Annotated in this window: 23 protein-coding genes; 6 read left to right on the top strand and 17 right to left on the bottom strand. The window is 23.9% G+C overall.

Annotated features, from left to right (window positions below):
* Window positions 1-26: 26 nt before the first annotated feature.
* Window positions 27-1754, bottom strand: coding sequence for a spiroplasma phage ORF1-like family protein (locus tag AACL22_RS02235; protein ID WP_338989332.1), 1728 nt, complete (start codon window positions 1752-1754; stop codon window positions 27-29).
* The gene (locus AACL22_RS02230) at window positions 1738-1842 is read right to left on the bottom strand and encodes a lipoprotein (RefSeq protein ID WP_338988829.1); all 105 of its coding nucleotides are present in this window, start codon (window positions 1840-1842) and stop codon (window positions 1738-1740) included. Before AACL22_RS02230 ends, AACL22_RS02235 begins: the two co-directional genes overlap by 17 nt.
* A 334-nt stretch (window positions 1843-2176) precedes the next feature.
* On the opposite strand from AACL22_RS02230, the gene AACL22_RS02225 reads away from it, so the two are divergent.
* Together AACL22_RS02225 and AACL22_RS02220 are read left to right on the top strand one after the other, a co-directional pair.
* Window positions 2177-2395 (top strand): hypothetical protein, encoded by a 219-nt coding sequence (locus AACL22_RS02225; protein ID WP_338989329.1) that lies wholly within the window; start codon window positions 2177-2179, stop codon window positions 2393-2395.
* A gap of 164 nt (window positions 2396-2559) precedes the next feature.
* Complete coding sequence (locus tag AACL22_RS02220; protein ID WP_338989328.1) at window positions 2560-2847, top strand: hypothetical protein; 288 nt, start codon at window positions 2560-2562, stop codon at window positions 2845-2847.
* 129 nt (window positions 2848-2976) lie between these two features.
* Here the strand turns inward: AACL22_RS02220 and AACL22_RS02215 are convergent, their stop codons facing one another.
* Entirely contained in the window at window positions 2977-3957 is a 981-nt protein-coding gene (locus AACL22_RS02215) for an IS30 family transposase (RefSeq protein ID WP_338992961.1), read from the bottom strand.
* Between the two features lie 66 nt (window positions 3958-4023).
* On the opposite strand from AACL22_RS02215, the gene AACL22_RS02210 reads away from it, so the two are divergent.
* Window positions 4024-5760, top strand: a complete 1737-nt coding sequence (locus AACL22_RS02210) for a hypothetical protein (protein WP_338989326.1) — start codon at window positions 4024-4026, stop codon at window positions 5758-5760.
* Window positions 5761-5799: 39 nt separating this feature from the next.
* Here the strand turns inward: AACL22_RS02210 and AACL22_RS02205 are convergent, their stop codons facing one another.
* A complete protein-coding gene (locus tag AACL22_RS02205; RefSeq protein WP_338989324.1) occupies window positions 5800-6126 on the bottom strand; it encodes a S1 RNA-binding domain-containing protein in 327 nt (108 codons plus the stop codon).
* A gap of 326 nt (window positions 6127-6452) precedes the next feature.
* Between AACL22_RS02205 and AACL22_RS02200 the strand changes: the two genes are divergently transcribed.
* On the top strand, window positions 6453-6896 hold the full coding sequence (locus AACL22_RS02200) for a hypothetical protein (protein WP_338989074.1): 444 nt from the start codon (window positions 6453-6455) through the stop codon (window positions 6894-6896).
* Window positions 6897-6923: 27 nt separating this feature from the next.
* On the opposite strand, the gene AACL22_RS02195 is transcribed toward AACL22_RS02200, so the two are convergent.
* From AACL22_RS02195 to AACL22_RS02145, 11 genes are read right to left on the bottom strand one after another with little or no spacing between them, the layout of a single operon-like run.
* Complete coding sequence (locus AACL22_RS02195; protein ID WP_338989322.1) at window positions 6924-9032, bottom strand: hypothetical protein; 2109 nt, start codon at window positions 9030-9032, stop codon at window positions 6924-6926.
* Entirely contained in the window at window positions 9032-10285 is a 1254-nt protein-coding gene (locus AACL22_RS02190) for a hypothetical protein (RefSeq protein ID WP_338989078.1), read from the bottom strand. Before AACL22_RS02190 ends, AACL22_RS02195 begins: the two co-directional genes overlap by 1 nt.
* Before the next feature lie 13 nt (window positions 10286-10298).
* The gene (locus AACL22_RS02185) at window positions 10299-10568 is read right to left on the bottom strand and encodes a hypothetical protein (protein WP_338989320.1); all 270 of its coding nucleotides are present in this window, start codon (window positions 10566-10568) and stop codon (window positions 10299-10301) included.
* A gap of 27 nt (window positions 10569-10595) precedes the next feature.
* Entirely contained in the window at window positions 10596-11786 is a 1191-nt protein-coding gene (locus AACL22_RS02180) for a hypothetical protein (protein ID WP_338989318.1), read from the bottom strand.
* A 12-nt stretch (window positions 11787-11798) separates the two neighbouring features.
* Entirely contained in the window at window positions 11799-13394 is a 1596-nt protein-coding gene (locus tag AACL22_RS02175) for a hypothetical protein (protein ID WP_338989316.1), read from the bottom strand.
* A gap of 39 nt (window positions 13395-13433) precedes the next feature.
* The gene (locus AACL22_RS02170; protein ID WP_338989314.1) at window positions 13434-14660 is read right to left on the bottom strand and encodes a hypothetical protein; all 1227 of its coding nucleotides are present in this window, start codon (window positions 14658-14660) and stop codon (window positions 13434-13436) included.
* Between the two features lie 17 nt (window positions 14661-14677).
* Window positions 14678-15136: a hypothetical protein gene (locus AACL22_RS02165; RefSeq protein ID WP_338989312.1), complete on the bottom strand. Its 459-nt coding sequence runs from the start codon at window positions 15134-15136 to the stop codon at window positions 14678-14680.
* An 11-nt stretch (window positions 15137-15147) separates the two neighbouring features.
* Window positions 15148-15546, bottom strand: a complete 399-nt coding sequence (locus AACL22_RS02160; protein ID WP_338989310.1) for a hypothetical protein — start codon at window positions 15544-15546, stop codon at window positions 15148-15150.
* Window positions 15546-15806 (bottom strand): hypothetical protein, encoded by a 261-nt coding sequence (locus AACL22_RS02155; protein ID WP_338989308.1) that lies wholly within the window; start codon window positions 15804-15806, stop codon window positions 15546-15548. The genes AACL22_RS02160 and AACL22_RS02155 overlap by 1 nt, the downstream gene beginning before the upstream one ends.
* 48 nt (window positions 15807-15854) lie before the next feature.
* Window positions 15855-16277 (bottom strand): hypothetical protein, encoded by a 423-nt coding sequence (locus AACL22_RS02150; protein ID WP_338989306.1) that lies wholly within the window; start codon window positions 16275-16277, stop codon window positions 15855-15857.
* Window positions 16232-16516 (bottom strand): hypothetical protein, encoded by a 285-nt coding sequence (locus tag AACL22_RS02145; protein WP_338989305.1) that lies wholly within the window; start codon window positions 16514-16516, stop codon window positions 16232-16234. The genes AACL22_RS02150 and AACL22_RS02145 overlap by 46 nt, the downstream gene beginning before the upstream one ends.
* Window positions 16517-17419: 903 nt before the next feature.
* Between AACL22_RS02145 and AACL22_RS02140 the strand changes: the two genes are divergently transcribed.
* Window positions 17420-17854 carry a hypothetical protein gene (locus AACL22_RS02140; RefSeq protein WP_338989303.1) on the top strand — a complete coding sequence of 145 codons (435 nt, stop codon included), beginning with the start codon at window positions 17420-17422 and terminating at the stop codon, window positions 17852-17854.
* An 18-nt stretch (window positions 17855-17872) separates the two neighbouring features.
* Window positions 17873-18109 carry a hypothetical protein gene (locus AACL22_RS02135; RefSeq protein ID WP_338989301.1) on the top strand — a complete coding sequence of 79 codons (237 nt, stop codon included), beginning with the start codon at window positions 17873-17875 and terminating at the stop codon, window positions 18107-18109.
* Between the two features lie 9 nt (window positions 18110-18118).
* Here AACL22_RS02135 and AACL22_RS02130 read toward each other — a convergent pair whose 3' ends face one another.
* Together AACL22_RS02130 and AACL22_RS02125 are read right to left on the bottom strand one after the other, a co-directional pair.
* Entirely contained in the window at window positions 18119-18907 is a 789-nt protein-coding gene (locus AACL22_RS02130; RefSeq protein ID WP_338992959.1) for an IS3 family transposase, read from the bottom strand.
* 140 nt (window positions 18908-19047) lie between these two features.
* A complete protein-coding gene (locus AACL22_RS02125; protein WP_338988671.1) occupies window positions 19048-19311 on the bottom strand; it encodes a hypothetical protein in 264 nt (87 codons plus the stop codon).
* Window positions 19312-19435 lie beyond the last annotated feature (124 nt).

Below are 19435 nucleotides of genomic sequence, written 5' to 3'. Positions count from 1 at the left end.
AAAGGAACTATTATTAAGTTCCTTTTTTATATTAATCGTACAAATTTCATAAATATAATTAATAAGAATAAATTAGTTATTGTACTATATAATGCAGGACTAAATTTTCATACTTCAAATGTTTGACTAAAAAAACTATATATTGTTTGAAATATTTTACCAACACCATTCGCTAGTTCGTTTACTTGCTTAATACCAGGAATATTATTAACTATTCAAATTGCAGCATTTCTGATATGACACGCTAAATTATATCAACTACAACTTTCATATTGTGCTTGTCATCATTGACTATCAGGAAATAATCCACCATTATTAATTTCTTGTCAGTTATAAATTCCAAAATTAAAGTCATAATATCGATACATATCATTTTCTTTTTGTGCTTGTAATTCAAAAACATTATAACCGATTTTTTGTTCTTCCATTTTCTTATATTTTAAACCATATTTGTTTTTTAAAATGCCTTCAAAAACATAACCTTCATTTTGATTAATATTATAATTATTTGCAACTGAAAAATCATAGTTAAATACATCTCCATAATTTGTGTTATAAAACCGATTTTTATAAGCAGAGTACATTTTAAAATCTAATGATTTATATTTATCAGAAAAATAAAAATATCGTGGGTAAATTTTAAAACCATTATTTGCTAATAAACCATATTTTTTATTATATCCTTGTGTATAAGTATTATTTTCTAAATCAAAAATTGTGCGTAAATAATCCTTATAAAAATTTTGTGAAACTGTAAACATACTATTTAATAATTTTTCAAATTGATTTTTATTAGTATTTTTTTCATCAATTAAAACATCTCTAAAATTAACTAATTTTAAACCAAAAAAGTTAATTAAAACAGTATCATATTGTAAATTATCAATATAACCACTTTCAATAAAATTACTACGATTTTGAAATACTGGCACCAAAGCATACGCAAAAAATGCTTTTAAAAACTTATTAATATCAATTTGACCTTTCATCTGTTCATAATATTTAATATTTCCATTTTCTAAATATGAATTAGTATTTCCATCAAAATTAAAGATGTTATCTTTATCTTTTATAAAAGTAAACAAAAAACCTAATTTATCTTTTTGATTTTTAACAGGTTCATCTGCATATTTTCAATTATGAAATAATTCTAAACTACCAGCAATAATATTATTATTTTTATCAATTGTTAAAATCATCCGATAAATTGATTTTTTAGTTAAAATATTACCTTTAACAGATTTTTCCATATTATCAACAATTTCAAAATCAAAAATTATTCTTTGTGTTCCAACAACAGGACTATTATAATCGGGATTACCGCCTTGTTGAACCCTAATATTTTCTTGAAAAATAACATCTAAATATCTATTTAAAAAATCTTTAACTTTATTTTGATTATCAATATTTCAATCTGTAATTTCACCAGTATTTAGATTAATTGTTGGTTTTTGTGGTTCACCAACTCTATCTCAACAATAAAGACCTTTTAATTTACCCATTTCAACATAAACTTTTATATCACTGGGAATAAATGGAATACCATTTATTTCTTTGGCGTAATCTGTATCATGTTTAAATTTTAATATTTTTCATTGTTTACTATTAAAAGGTTGAAAAACAAAAAAATAAAATTTATTATCTATATTAAAAACAAATGAATTATAATCAGTAATTAATTTTCAATTACCTTCAACTGGCGGTTCTTGTGGTTTTTCGGGTTTAGGTTCTGGTTTATTACCCCCCGTTTTCATTGTTATTTGGTTTTTCACAACTAATTAATGATGTTGTACTTGTTGCTGTTATTCCAATTGTTCCTAAAATACTAAGTATCTTTTTCATATAATTTTTCCTTTTTTTTAAAATATTATAATCATTTTAACATTTTTAGTTGGGTATTTGATATATTTTATAAATTAAAGATAAAATTAATTTTTATTTATCACAGTTTTTATCGCCAATATTTATAGTCATTCATTTATCATCTATTTTTTGAGTAATAAAACTACAATTTTTACATTTTCTTAAATCTTCGTCTAGGTTTATTAAGTCATGCATAATATTTTCTCTTCTTTCTTTACAAATTGTAAATAATAACTAATAAAAAGTTAATTAATTTCAAAATGTTATAATTAACAATAATTATAATATATATTTTTAAGGTGGGTGTAAATTAATGAAATATATTATTAATAACTCTAATTTAAGCGATTTACAAGCAAAATTGCAAGATTTTTTAAGTAAAAATTATCAAAATAAATATTATAAAAGAATAAAAAAGAAAATATTTGCATATATTAATTTATGTAAGGAGTTTTTTCTTGAAACTAAGTTGTTATTAAAAGATTTAATTAAAAAATATTTTAAAATAAATTTTCAACTTTTTATTATTTAGCGAATAAAATTTTAGTTGCATATGCAAATAATAATTTTGAAGATTTATTATTAAAATTAACAGTTCCTAATAATATTAATTATCAATATAGTAATGATGTTCGTGAAAATATCTGTGATTTATATTTTGAATATTCTGATAAACGTGCTGGTGGTGTTTTATCATTGTTTTATAATTTAAAAAAAGGAATTCATGGCGAAGAATTAAAAAATAAAGCACCAAAAAATTTAAAAACATTTTTTCGTTGACTTAAAAAAGATAAACGATGATTAAAAATAAAAAATAAAATTAAAAAAATTAAAAGACAACATCCAAGATATGAAGTTAAAGAATTAGGATTATTACAAATGGATGCTAAATATTTTATGCCAAGTAAATTTCCAGTTGATAAAAAGTATTATGTTTATGATTGGCGCTGTGTATATATAAACGGCAAATTTATATCTTGTTAAGTTAATAATAAAATATTTTTAATAAATTGCAACAACTTTTTCAGAAAAAATTAAATTTTTGTAATTTTATCTTATTTTATTCATATTTAAGCGCACTAAAAATAATTTATTAAATTTTAACTAATAAATTTATTTAAAATTTTGTAAAAACATTGTCTTTGCACTTAATCAATTTAAACATGGTCGGAGTTTATCATTTATAACATTAACTACTCAATCTATCATTTTTTGACTAATATTATTAAAATCAATTCCCTTAGAAAGTCAATATCTAAATTCACCGTTCATATGCTCAATTAATGGTTTTTGTTGTGGTTTACCGGGGTCACAAAAATAAACTTGTGTTTCAGCAAATATTTTCATTTCTCTTCATTTACTAAATTCTTTTCCTCTATCAGTTATTATTCCTTTAATTTTCCCAATTAAATTATTATTTTTAACAATATCTTTAAATTTTTCTAAAACTTCATTAGCAGTATTATTTTTTAATTTCATTACAAAATAATTTTTACTTGATTGTTCTACTAAAACTAAATTACTAGATTGATGGTCTTTTCCTACAACAGTATCCATTTCAAATCATCCAACATTAGAAACTTTATTTTCAATATCTCAAATTGATTTAAAGTTAGTTAATTTACCACGATTATCAGTTTTTCCTTTTGTTTTGTATTTTTTACCACGATGGGGTAAATTTTCTTTTTTTAATCCAAATTCACCTAAGCGAATTCATTTATACAATGTTTTAACACAAACAGGAAATTTAACACCAAATTCCAAGAAATAACGATAAATTAATTGTTCGGGTGTATAGTGGTATTTATTAAATCTTATTTTAATAAAATCTAACTGCTCTTTTGTAAATTTAGGTAGTTTTTTAATGCATTTTTTACGTTTTTGTTTATAATCTTTTTGTGCTTGATATGGATTATAATATTGTATATTTTTAAATCGCTTAATTTCTCTTTTAACAGTATTAACTCCACGACCCGTTTGTCGTGATATTTCAGATAAATTAATTGTGCCATTTTTCTTTTTACAAGTATCAGATAATAATAAATCTTTAAATAAATCTCGTTCATCAAATGTTAAATGTTTAAATTTTCTCATTTTTATACAAATTCCTTTCATTTTTTCTTATAATGTATTATATATAAAATAAAGAGGTCAATAAATATGCAAGAATTTAGTAAAATTAATAATAAAAAACGAATTACTAGTTATGAACATTTAAATAAAAAATATGATTTAAATTTCAGTGACTATAATTTTGGCTTTGATTGAAAAGTATTTAAAGATTTTGTTGGTGATAGTTATGCCCGATATTTTACTTCGCCAACTTTTTTTAAGTTTGTTTCAGCGGGGCGTGGTACTAATAAAACATGAAATCATTTAGCAGAAAAATTATTTTTTGCTTGTAATTTTACCAATGCTTCATCTAATATTCTACGAAGATATGCCAACACTCACGAAGATACTACATTTGGCGATACAATTAATGTCTGCAACTATCTATATGATAAATATGGGATTGATATAGGACCTAACAATGAAAATGGCATTGTTTGACCTAAAAATGTTAAAGAAGGTGGAGAAATTGTTTTTCCTAGTGGTGTTCGCATTGCTTTTGCGGGTTATGCTAATGGTAATAAAATTATGGGAAAAGTTGGTAAAGGTAGTGGTATTATATCGGCGTGAACAGATGAAATGATACATGCTGAAGAAAAAGAAATTTTAACGGACAAAGAACTAGATAAAAGATATAATAATTTAAGAGTTTCAATGTTTCGTTCAAAAAGTTTAAAAGTATCTTATGAAAAATATATAGACGAAAATGATAATGAACAATATAATTTAGATAATCCTATTCCAGTAACAGAATTATCTTGGACATTTCAAGAATGAGACAACATAGCAAAACAATACATAACAGTAACAACATATTTTCATAAAACATATTCTAATCAATTTACTTTTAATCCTTTTGATAAGTACCATGTCTTTTATGAAAAATTTGTAACCCCATATTTACCCTTAAATGAAAGAATTAAAAATATTTTAAAAGAACACAATCAAGTATATTCAGAAAACAAAAAAGCATTTAATGGTTTGGGTATTTTTAATTTACGATTAACAATGGGTGCTGTTTGAAATAAAATACCTAATATTACTAAAAAACTTGTTTTAACAAACAAACAAGAACGACCTGATTTATTTGAACTTGAATACTACGGTTTTGAATATAACGATAATGACCCCAGTATTTATGTTTTACGAAATTATCGTAAATATATTAAAGAGTATAATTTACAAGATTTTTATAATTCCAATACAAAACAGTATCAATTTGATAGTTATTCAATTGGTGTGGATTATGCTAATGGTAGTGAAGACCACACGGTGTTTTTATTTAGTGGTTATAAAATTAATGAAAATAATGAATATGATAAATATTTAATTGAAGAAAATGTTGTTACCCCAAAAAACGCAATGAATTTAAATGAAATAGTTGAACATTACGGACAATGAATAATCAATACTTTTGATAAATTTTATGGTTTTGAATATGCTACATTTCATTATGATATTAATGCCCACGATTTTATGCAAAAATTGCAAGAAGATATTTACCCTTATTTGGGTTATAAAATTAAAATGTTTAAAGCTAAAAAACATCAAACTTCGTTGAATAAAGAAGCGGGTATAATCAATCGTGTAACATGAATAAGAAAAATGTTTGTCCAAGGCAAAATATATGGCATTTTAAATAATTTTCCATTTTTAGATAAGTGCATTAGTGAACTAAGATTTAGTGATACCAAAACAAACACACCCGATAGTAAAATGTACCATGACCCATATGATGCTTTGTTTTATGGTTCTTATCCATATCGTTTTAAAATGAAAATATAAAAAAGGTTTTAAAAACCTTCTAAAATTTATAAATTTTATTTACTTTTTATTTATTAAATAATTAGTATTTAATGATTTTTCTAAACTAGGTGATTTTTCTTGTATTTTATTACCATCATCATTTTTCAATAGTTCAGGATGACAATTTTTATAACTTAATTTAAGATGTTTTCTAACTGAATTAAAATCTAGTATCTCAACTTCAATTTCATCACCAACATCAAAAAAATCTCTAATATCTCTAACAAAGTAATCTGAAATCTCACTAATATAAATTAAACCACCAGCCTTTTCTGCTCTACAAAAAGCACCATAAGGTGTAATGTTTGTTATTTTAACATTAACTTTATTTCCTTTTTTATACATAAAATTAAATATACTTCCTTTCTTTAAATGCTTTAATTATATCATTAAGACTATAAAAATCATTTGCAGGAATTGGGCGAGCGGTTGATTTTCTTAAATTTTTGTGATAAAATGACTTACAAGTTAAAAAAGATTTTGAGATTCTTTCAAATAAATTTGGGAACCTTTATAAAATTCTTCGCTTAACGCTTAGAATTTTTCCCAAGTATTTTGAAAAGCGCGGCAAAAGTTTTTTTAAACTTTAAGGCATTTTTCGCAAAACTTATGAAAATCCCGCGAGCCCAGATTGATTAAAAACTTTAAATAATATTGAAAGGATAATTATTATGAAGTTGTTGAAATTAGTTAAAAAACATAAAATAATATCAATATATATAATATTATCTACCATTTTAATTTTATGCATGATTGTATTAGTTACACTTACTGCAATTACTCATGAAAAAGACAAAAAATATAGAACTTTTTTTGAAAGAGATAATACTACAATAGTTTGTAATAAAGGTGAAAAAATTGGAAAAATGAAAATAAGATACAAAACAAAAGATAATAAAAATTTACAAAAATATGCAATAAAACTTTATTGTACAAACAATCCAATTGTTGAAGGAAGTTATCCTGATAAATTATATTCTATTGCCTTAGGAGGATTTTTCAATAAATTTGAAAAAAAAATGAATTTATATAGTTTTAATATAGATACATGAAATTCAGATGTTTATTCAAAAGAATGAGATAGAAAATATCCTGATGATTATTTCATAAATTAAAAAAGTCATTTTAATAAATGACTTTTTTTACATTTCTATTGTAACTAATGATAATTTTTCATTGTTTTTATTAAATAATTCTAAATTATTAATATTAATTTGTTCTTTTTCAGTAAAAATTGTAATATCATAATCTCCATAACCTCATATTCCTGATATTTCAATTTTGCTTAAAAAATTAATATTTTGTGAAAAAAGTATTTTAATATTATTTTCAACAAAATTATTAATTAAATTTAATCATTCTGATTTTGAATATATAATGCTTTCTTTATGAAAATCAAATAGTTTTTCTAAACATATTTCTAATTTATTATTAGAAATAATTAAATTAGTTAAGTATTTGCCATATTCTCCATCTGATAGTTTAATTTCTGCCGGAATAAGTGAAGGAATATTATTTGTTTCTAATTCGTTTGTTATTGATAATCAATTAAAAAAATTTGTTTCTAATTGATAAACTTTATTTTCTGAAATATTATTATTTATATTTTTTAAATTATTTAATTTTATATTTTCTATATTAATATTTTTTAAATCAGAAAAATTAAAATATGATGATTTTAATTTAACTCTGCAATCTTCAAATATTCAGTAATCTTTTTCTGATTCATTTGATATTGAAACTAGTTCAAAATAATACGGAGCAATTAATTTAATATCATCATTATAACCTTTATTTACTGCCATATTACTATATACATAATTTGACAACATGTATACAATTTGTTTAAATCTTTTTACTGCCCTATCATTAAGATAAGATGGGTTTCTAAATTTTCATTCTTCAAATAAACCATCAATAACATTTTCTGGTTTTTGTCCTTCAAATTTTTGGCGTAATTCAGCAATTTTATTTATAGGATTTCTTTTTTCATCATATTTAGCACCTTCAAATTTTCTATCATAATTATATCTATAAGTTAGCATTTTTTTCAATACATCTGCTAAATTACCTTTTACAGGTGCTTGTTTAAATTCTAAAACAACATTACCATAATTATTATTATTATTATTTCCAATTGTTGATACTCATTTTGCAACATCACGAGTACCAATACCAATACCTAATGAATAATTTGCTACTTGAACATAATCATTATCTTTTATAGTTATTTGATTACCTTCTGGTCAGTTTGGTTTTGGGGCTTCTGAAGGAAATGTTGCACTAGTTCCAGCAAAATTTATTTTTCCACTAGCAATTCTAACATTATTAAATACTTTTTTTTGTTTATTAGATGGTAAATCATCTATACTAGTTAAAATTAAACAATCCTTTTCCTCAATATAATTTAATGCAATTACTCATGATAAAAAACTATATCCTAATCAATATTGAAATATTCGTACATTAGGTTTTGTTTCAATTGGCATTGATAGTAAGGGTACTAAGTTAGCATTTTGAATAATTGATTGTGGATAAGAATAAACACCATTCACATTGCCTCAGCATTTAATATTTCCAAATAACATTGATTTAGGATATTTAATTTCAATTCCAGTAAAGACAGTATCTTCGGGTAATGATTTATGTAATACTAAATGAATACTATTTTGATTTTTTCATTTAAAGTCAGTTATTTTAACTAAATGAGTAGATTTAATAATATCAACACCATCAGGTGAATAAGGGCGTTTGTATTCTTCAATGATATAACATTCATTTTTGTTGTCTTCGGTAATTGGTTCATTAATAGATACTATTTTTAAGTCATAGGATTCTAAAAATTTTTTGTCTTTTTTTGAAATATCATTAATTAAAATATCTTTTTCATCAATCATTACATAACTTGTGCTATTATCTTGGACTGTGGTATTTTGTTGAATTTGTAATTTAAAATTAAAATCACTAATTTCATAACCAGTTATTTTAATATATTCATCTTTGTCAATAAAACCTATTTTAACGCTATTTTGAGAGTAGTTTAAGATTGGTTTTTGCTTTGTCTTAACAAGATTATTAATTTTATAAATATAAAGGGTTCTAGCACGGTCTTCACTAAATAATTGTTCTAAATCGGGGTCGCTATACTGTGATTGAATAGCAAAATCTAACGGAATACTATCAATTGAATAATCAATTGGTTCATCATTTTCTGCTAATTTTGCTAACATTTTTTCAGATGGTTTTAACATTATTCTTGTTCTCCTTCTTCATTAGGAATATTGATAATAGTTTCGTTGTTTTTTAATTGTTTGTTTAAAGTAGCATTTACTGGTAAGCGAACATCAACAATTAACTCATCAATATTTTTAATATTGAATGTTCTACTATTTAAAACAGCATTATCATATTTAATTAACTTAATAATAAATTCAGTTAATTTAATCTCTCTAATGTATATCATTTGTTCGTATGATGCATTTGTTTGAATATTTACACCAGCAACTTCTGCTTGCGTTTGTTGTGCTCCCTTAGCGATTGCGGGAACATGATGGCGATTTATTTTATAGTAATTAGTTAACAATCAATCATATATTTTAGTTAATTGTTCACCTTTAAAATTACCAGCGATATAGTCTACTGGTTGAAAATTACTATCAGGGTCTCCTTCAACTAATAACAAGTCATTTTCAATAAATGATGCCAGCATTTTACTAATTTCTTGGTCAACCACACCAGTCACGCCGTTAGTATTAATAGTAAATTTACCACTATTTAACAATGGGTCTAACATTATCTTTTCAGCAATAATATCTAAAATACTAGCAAATTGCTTACCATAGCGAGCAGAAGGTTCAAAATTAGAGTTATTAGGAATTATTTCAATTGGAATAAAATTAAGTGGCAATATTTCTTCTCTTTGTAAAGTTGTATAGTTATTTCATTTAACATCATCAATATATAAGTCGGTAATAGTACTATATAATCGTGTTTTTAACTTTCTAATAACTTTAACTTGTTTAGTTACAGAATCAATCTCTAATTTTTCAGTAATAAAAATACTCTGGTCATTTTTAATATAAGGGTCATAATCAAAAGTGCAAGATACTAAATTACCTAATTCATCATAATGGTCATTGTAAAAATCAATAGTAATAAAATTAAGTTTTGAATTATTAGCAAAAATAAAATATGCACCCTTACCATTTTTATTAATTTTATATTCGTTATATCAATTCTTATTAGTAAAGTCTTGCATTTTTAAAAAAATATTAATTAATTTAGAGTTTATTTGTTGATTAGTAATAAAATTATAAATGCTAATTTCTAAATCTCGTGGATTTAAAAAATTAGCATTATCTTCACAAATTCTTTTTTCTAAAATCTCATTATGTTTTTGAACAGTAACATTTTTACGATTAGTAATTGTTGATGCTAAATTAAGATAATAACTATCAATATCATATTCTTTTTTTAATTTCTTTTTGGCTGGTAACAATCCCATTTATAACACCTCTTTATTTTGTTTCTTCTTTTTTAATAACATCTTCAATACTATCTTGTTTTTGTTCTTTTTTATGTGTTTTGATAAATTTAATTGTTTCAATAATTAAAACAATAATTCCTGCTCCAATAAGCATTGCTGAAACTATAACATATGCTGGTCAAGAAATACCTAGTGTTTTTTCTCCTATAAAACAAATAATAATTCCTGCGATAAAAAACAATGATGAAAATCCAAATATTTTCAAAAACATAATTAAATCTTTAATAGTAACTTTTGGCATAAAATCACTTCCTTTCTAATTTATTAATTAATATTTTTTTCTTCAAATAAATAATGTTCCCATTGGTGAATTTTTATCAGTTTTATCTTTAACATTAACAATTCCATTAACAGTAATCTCTAAACTATAACCACCAACAAATGATGCACTAATATTATTATTAAAATAATAAAATGTTTCGATTACTCCAGAATAAGGTCACTTAAAGGGGGAAGCAGAAATTTTGTAAATATAATTTATTCTATTAAAATCTTTAATTTGATAATCTTGACTATTTACTATAAAATCATCAGTATCAACATCTTGTCATATACAAGAATTGTATACTCCTTTTGCAGTTGGTACTTCTTCATCTGTTGATTTATCATTAATAGATTTTGTTATTGGTACTTGAATATTGTTTTGTATTGCTCTGACTGCTTTTGTAAAATTTGGTGCTGTTTCTTCAGTTGGATTTGCAATTTTTAAATCATTTGTCAAAATATTAATTGATTGAATTTGATTTTTGCTTTCAATAGTACTGTCAGCAATTAAATTGTTTAATTCTAAGTTTGTATCTTTATTAACAACATCTTGTTTTTTATTTATTTTATTGTCTAAAATATTATCTTCTTTAATTCTTTCATTTCTTTCTTCATTTATTAAATTATCTATTTTTTTATCTAATTTGTCATCGGTTTCTATTCTTTCAGTTTTTTCTTTTTCTAATAAAGCATCAACTTCTAACTGAGTATAATATGCTTCTAAATCTATCATTGTTAAATCAATACCTTCTTCTTGAAAAGTACGAAACATTTTCTTTAAAGTTGTTAGATTAGCCAATGATTTTGCATAGGTAGGCAATAGACCTTGTCATGTTGCCATAGGGTCATTTTGTGAAGAATAATTAATATCACCAACACTCATATTTGCCGAAGTAAAAAATTCAATTGGAATGCGATTAAATGTTCAATGTTCAATCGTAATAAACACCATATTAATACAAATTTTCTTTAATAATGGGTCTTTAAATGTTTCAAATTTTAGCTTTGAAAATGGATAGTTTAAGTAAGAATTAATCATATTTTGGGCTCTTAAAGCAAATGTTTTAAATCATAATTCTACATCACCTTTAAAGAACTTATTATAACGAACTGGAACTTGTGTAATTTTACCTGTCATTGGAATAAAATTATTATAATTTTCCAAAGTAACATTTTGTCATAATTCATTTAACATTTAATCATCTCCTTATCATTTATTTCTTTTTGATTTGATTTTATTTAAGATAAACTTTTTACTACTTGATAGTGTTTTTGTTTTAATTTTTTTGTTTAAATCTTGTTTTGTTCTGAGTTGTTTATATGCTTGAAATACTAGTCCATTACCCAATAAACTAGTAATTGCACTATCTTCTAGCGTATTTAACAATTTATCTTTATTAAAGTTATTTTTAAATTGTTCTTGCATTTTTAATATCTTAGCAATTGTCCGATATATTTTAAAACTATCTTTTACTACTTGCTGATAAGCAAGTGGGGCAATAGAAACTAAATTAAACAAACTTGTTTTTTTAAATCCCCAACCAATAAACCACTCACTGTTCATATAGAATTTAAACGGTTCAGGAGCCAAAACAAACTGTTCTGCTTTGATTAAAGTTGTCATAACGACAATAGGGACATATTTAGGATTTTTGTAATATATTGTTAAAGCAACTTCACCCGCAACTGATAAAGGAACAATTTTAACTGCTAAAAAAACATCAGAACCATAAGCAAAAGGTAATAATTGACCTTTTTTAATAGCCTTAGTTTCAAATTTAGATAATATTTTTTTAGTTTTATCAGTAATTTTACTAATTACTTTTTGTTTAATAGTAATTATTTGTTTTTCAATAGGGGCTAATAATTTTTTAGTTACTTTTTGAATATAAAAATTTGGGTTTAAATGATTTAAAATTTTATTTAATTTAATTGGTGTTTGATGAAAAATATTTAATAATTTATTATTATATATTTTACTGCCCCTCATTAAATTAGCATTTAATAGTAGATTTTTACCAACACCTTTTTTATGAAGATTAGTCATAATGTTATATCACTCATTAGTATTAATTTTACTTATTTTATCAATATTTAATCCATATTCAGACAATCATTTATTAGCATTTTTTTCATTCACGCGTGGTATTTTTTGAACTAATTTAGGACTTATTTTTTGAATATTTTTCTCAATTTTTAATAAATTATTAATTGTTTCTAAATTAGAAACTTTAAAACCTTTATAAAAATCATTTCGGGCTAATTTTCCAATTGTATATAATAAAGTTTCATTATTAGCATGCTTTGTAAAATCAAATATTAATTTAGAAGATAAAATCTTTTTATCTGTAACTTGCCTTACAACATCTTCTAAATTATTAGCAGTTATTACACCTAATTTTTCAAGTAGTTTAGTTTCTTTTGCTAATTTTAAAATTCTAGTTGTTCGAACAGCACGCGTTAATTTACCAATTCCACCAATTGCTGGTAACAAATTTAAGGCGGTACTTTTTGCTGTTACTTCTGATGTTAATTTATCATATATTTGATTTACGGCAAAATCGGTTGCTGTTTCTACTCCAAACGAGATAAATGCTGCGGCAAAATTAGATAATCCCGCACCAAGACCAACAGCCGAAGCAATACCACCAGTTAAAACTGATAAACCAAGAGCTAAAACTTGAATTCCTAAAAATTCTAATAACTGTAAACCAAAACTTTTTTCTTGTTGTTGGATTGACAATCTAGTTGGATTTTTTTTAACAGCATAAATAAGGGCTGTTTTAGATGTTCCAATTGGCATATCATTTATCAAACGAAAAAGTACTATTTTTTAGTACTATTAAGAATTTTTAATTTTAACATCAATCGGATTTGTTTGACCAGTAGCGTTGTTTTTACCTTCAATTTGAACTGCAACTGTTTTATCATTTGTAATATTAATTGGTCAGTCTTCACCTTTACTTTCAATAAAGTAATCAAAATCACTTTCAGTTAAAGAACTATTTACTGCTTTTACTGCTTTTAAAACAACATCTTTAAATTGTGGTTTTAACTGTTCGGCTGTTGCTTTTGTTGGGTCTGTAACATGTATAGTTGGTTTATCTATTTTATTAATTTTACTAATATCAATTTTTGCAACAATATGTTTAATAATTCCCTTAGGTTCAACTACTGCTCCACCTAAATATAAAACTCTTTCCATAATCAAAGTATTACCCATACCAGTACCTAACGCAGCAGCACCAACTCTTAACGGAGTATGGTCTTTTTTGCGTAAGATAAGAGGGTCATATTTTTTGCTAAACTTAAAGGCAATTGCATTAACTCCATTTGGTAATAATTCAATTGTTCCTTCTGAACCATCTTTATTAATAATTGGTAATTTTTTAGGAACCATATAGTATGTTGTTCCTTCAACAGTTTTCATTGCTCCACTTGTTGTGATTACACTATTTATTTGGTCGTTTGCTCCAAGTTGTAACTGTAATTTATTACGAATTCCACGAATAAAATCAGCCGAACCTAAAACAATTGTTTCTGATGGAGTAAAGCCGTTTTCATATATTTTATCCATAATTTCATCATGAATTTGTAAAGCATTTGTATCATCTGCTTTTTTGCCTTGAATAGTTGTAACTGTTCCTTTATTAATAATTTCTAAAATTTTATTACGTTTATAAGCAACTTCAGTATCCATTGCTTGTTCAATATCAGCTGCTCAAAGATTAGGATTAAAATCACTTTCTATGGGATCTAATTTACGAGCAAAAGTTAAAATTGTATCTAATTCAACAATTCCATCTTCAAATTCCACTGTTGAATATTTTAGTAGGTTATCATCAGTATTAAATACTTGTCCTTCGTTTCCTAGACCTTCATTGTATTTAATATTTTTCTTTCTTTTATATGTTAAACCAAACTTATTGGCTTCTTTTCACGCAAATAGTGCTTCTCAACTAAATTTTTGTTGATAAGTTTGTAAATATCATTGTTCAAATGTTTCTCGGTCTCTTTGTGTTGCTTGATTAGCAATATCTCCGAAAATTCTTTGTGGATTTTGTGCCACAATTATCTCCTTCTTTCTTATTTATTAAATACATTGTCTGTATCTAAAATATTGTTTTCTTTGTTTTCTGCTTTTGGTACGCCACCAGTATTAACTATTTGTACCTTAATTAATTCATCATAAACACTTTGCAATTGTGCTTTAATGATTTCAATATCATCAGTAATATCATAAGACTTTAATAAAACATTTTTAAATTCTTCATTATCAGTTAAAGAATTAATAAAGTCAATTATTTCAATTTGTTTTAATTGAATTGTTTGTTGTTCAATTTGTGAAGTTAATTCAGTATTTTTTGTTTGTAGTTCGTTGATTTGCTGATTATTATTTTCTAAATTACTTGCATTAAATTCTTCAACTTCAGCAGTATTTTCTAAAATAATTTCAGCAGTTTTAATATCTAAACTACCATCTTCATTTTTAATAGGTTCATTATTTTCATCAATAAGAACATATTTTACATTTTTTAATGCCATTGTTTTTCCTCCTATTTTTTAATATTTGTATTTATTCTTTTTCTAATTGCTTTTTGTATAATTTCAAAACTATCTACTCTAAAAGACAAAAAATAGCGCTTAGTTTTTATATTTAACTGATTAAATACTGAGCCTTTAATTTTTATCTCATCATCTTTTTTTAATTTCAAAAACTCAGTTAAAACAGATGGGTTATATATTGATAATGTTGAGTAATTTAATCCTTCTCACTGACATTTAGCCGAACAAGCATCAACTTCAACACCACCAGCAACAAGAGCCTTAATTTTTGTTTTAATAGGATTTTCATGTAATCTAACAGTTAATTCTAACTTATTAACTTTTTTATTTTTTATTTTAGGTTTACAGTTATTAGAATTTTTAGGTAAATTACTTTTTGTTTGAGACATTATTTAACATCCTTATTAGATAATTTGTCATATTTTGAACTGTCAACTAATATTCAATCGATAGAACCTGTTGAATATGGATTTTTGTAAAAATCTTCTTTATATAATTGTTTTGCTTCTAAAGTATATTGATTACATTCTAAATCTGCCACATCTTGTTTTAATTTAGATATTTCTTTATCTTTTTCAGCAAGTTCTTTTTTAAGTGTTTCATTTTCTTCTTTAATTTTGTTAAATTTAATTGATTCTGTTATAGTCATTATTTATCACTTCCTTTTTTAAAAAATATTGTAAATGTTTTCAAGCATCTAATTCGTGCTCTGACATTTTAATATTTCCTTTATAAATATAATTTTTTTAACAACTGGCGATTGTAAAACATAATTTAAATTAAATAGATATTTACATAAAACTTTTAAACCACCAATGAATTTAGGAGTAGATAATGGATTTTTTATTTTTAAACCTTTATGAAGTTGATAATCTTCAATTATTACAACAACTTTATTTAAATAAGAACAAATTTTATTTTTAAATTGATTTAATATTAAATATATATTATTTATTGCTTCTTCTTCATTTTTGGAATTAAAAGTAATATTATTAATTATTTTCTTTTGCAAAACATTATAAATAATAATACCAGTTTGTCCAACTCCAGCAGGGTCAATTGCAATAATATATTTTAATTTATTTGTTTTATTTTTTTGTCAATTTGTAATATTTTTCATCCATCGGATGCTAAATCTAAAATATCGTTAATTTTATAATATTGCATATATGAAACAATAACATCTCACTTGTTTTTAAATAAATTTAAGTACATTTTGGCTCATTCTAAACATTGCAAATCATAATGCTTTTTATGATGTGAAATACGACAATTAATAGGTTGACAATTAACTCAATCAAATGATGCTGTTATTTCATTTCAAGTTTTATTAATATATTTGCTTTTATATTCTGTCATTTTATCTATACTCCTTAATTCTTTTTATTTGTTGCTCAAATTTCATTATTAATATCATTTACCGTTACTGGATAAGCTCGTATCATTAATTCTTGTAATTTATTTTTAATTTTTTTATTTCATTTTTTCATCAAATATTTTTCCTTCTGTAAAAAAACATAATATTCCTTTATTGGTTAATATTTTGATATTTAGTAAATAATTTATTTTAGTATTTAATTGCTTCGCCGCCCGCTTCACTTTGGGAAGTGAGCGGGGGCGGATAGGATATTTTGATAGAGTTTATCCCCCATACGGAAATAAACAAAAAACAGTTTACCCAGTTATTAATTACGCTTCATCCATCCCTACACAACTTTATATAAAGAAAATAACCTTTTGGAGTTCCAACCCTCTTGTTTTTTTAGTGTCCGATATTGTTTTTTTCGGTTTAACAGCACTTTTTTTTATGAAAACAAGCCAAAAAACACATGCTCTGACATTTCGCAAGTGATTAATCTTGCCGAGAATTAAAGAAATAAATAGGAGTAGTAAATCCAATCGCTTTCACACTTTCTTTAAGGCTTCGTGCCATAGATGAGTTATCCATCTTTAAGCATCAAAAAATATTAAGTTTTAGATTGCATTATTCATCAGATAGTACCTTTATTAAAAATGATATTATTAGTTGTTAAACCGAAAAAATATAATAAATCACAGAAAGGAAATTATAAAAATTAACTAATTTGTAGGGAAAAAATAGGTTAATTTTTAATTTTAAAGATACTATCTGATGAATAATGCAAATAAAAAAATCGCTCTAATAAGCGATTACTTTAATTTGTATTTAATTACTTTATTTATAATTTTTATAAAACCTCAACTTTTTTCCGACTACCAAAAAAGGAAAAGGAAAAATAAAAAATGAGTAATTTATTAAGTGAAAGCGTTAATAACGATAATTGAAATAAGATTTTTAGTTTTATTTCTGATACTTTTTTATTTGTTTTTGATGTAATTTGAAATACTAAATTACCAATGACAAATATAACAATTGATTATTTTTTAATCTTTTTTATGGTTATTAAATTATCTATTTATGCAATTCACGGAACATCAACTAATTATAACGATTTAGGTTCAATGGTTAAAAGTGGTGTTATCAATAATTCTAAACTATACGGTGCTACTGTTCGGGGTGTTTCTAGTACTAAACAAGGTTTACAAAAACATATTAAAGAACGAAAACAATTTAAAGTTAGTCGCAATAAACAACAATTATCAAGTTTAGCAAAACAAGCAAAAACAAGAGAACAAGGATTTAAAAGAATTCATAGCACTAAAAGAATAAAAAAATAAGTAAGGAGTTGATTTTATATGATTAAGTTAGTTTTATTAGTAGCGGCAATTACTATATTTGGTACTGGTTTTATTACAGTTATTATTAATCAGTTGACATCAGCAAAAAATATTATTATGGATTTATATAATTCTGATACTTGGTTGTTATCTATTTTTGGTAAAATGGCGATTTTATTTAGTCATCCGTTAATGTTAACAATATCAAGTTTATATATTATTGGTTTTATTATTTCAAAAACATTGTATAGTTAGGAGTTGAATTTATGAAAAGTAATGTAGAAAATAAAAAAGAAAAGAATAGAGTGCACCCATTTTAGTAAGTACTAATAAAAAGTATTTACTTTTTTTAATTATATCTTTTTCTTTACGATTTGAATATCATGTATTTCATTTTATAACATCTTGTATATATTCTTCATGTGAATTATATATTTTATTATGGATTGTAGCTTTCTTAAGTAATGAATGAAAACTTTCTATAACAATATTATCTGCACAGTGGTAATTTTTTCCCATTGAAATTGTAATACCGTTAGATAAACATTTATCGTGATAAATAGTGGATGTATATTGATATCCGTGATCTGAGTGAATTATTATTCCATTCAGATCTTTTTTTATTAATTTTATTTTATTAATTGCATCATTTAAATTATCCATTACTAATTTATTGTCATTATATTTAGATCACTTTACATCAACTATTTCTTTAGTATATCCATCAATAATTGTTGATTGATAATATCTTTCTCCTTTTCAAATTAAATATGTTACATCAGTATATAGTACTGAAAACCTTGTTTTTATATCATTGAATTTACGATTAATTAAATCAGGATATTGCAATAAGCTTTTTTCTTTATTCTGTTTATATTTCATTTTTCTTCTCATTTTTCTTACATATTCAGATTGTATTTGATTATCACGCATAATTCTTAAAACTTTTTTTGAATTATATTTTATACCATAATCTTCCTTTAAATATTTAGTAATTCTTCGATAACCAAATTGTTTTAAATTTTCTTCATAGACTTTTACAATATCATTTATTGCTTTTTTATCTTTTTTGCTACTGTCATAATTTTTATATTTATCTCAATAACTACGTTTTAACCCTGTTACTTCTAGTAATAATTTTATTGAATATTCACAAAAATTTTGTTTAATAAAAGAGACAATTCTTAGTTTGCTTAATTGTAAAAGTCATGGAGCTTTTTTAATAATTCATACCTTGTTTTATAATATTCTAAATTTCTTTTGCCAAAAGAAATTTTAGGTCCTTTAGGATTGTTTAATTTTCCTTTTTTATGATTTGCTCATCAAGATTCTACTGTATTTGCATTTATATTATATTGTTTTGCTACTATTCAACAACTTTTTTGTTTAATTTCCTCAATGATTTTTGTTCTAAATTCTGATGTATATTTGTTATATTTTTGTCCTTTTTTTGCCATATAAAAATGCACCCCCTATAAAAATTTAGCAAAATCTTTTTTTATTTTACTTACTTTTTGGGGTGCACTCTAGAAACAAAATGGTTTATTTATATCTTGGGTTGATTTAATTTTATATCTTATT

Source organism: Spiroplasma endosymbiont of Seladonia tumulorum, from assembly GCF_964020235.1.
GTDB lineage: Bacteria > Bacillota_I > Bacilli_A > Mycoplasmatales > Mycoplasmataceae > Spiroplasma.
The sequence above is the reverse complement of the archived record's forward strand: the minus strand, read 5'-3'. Positions and strand labels throughout refer to the sequence as shown.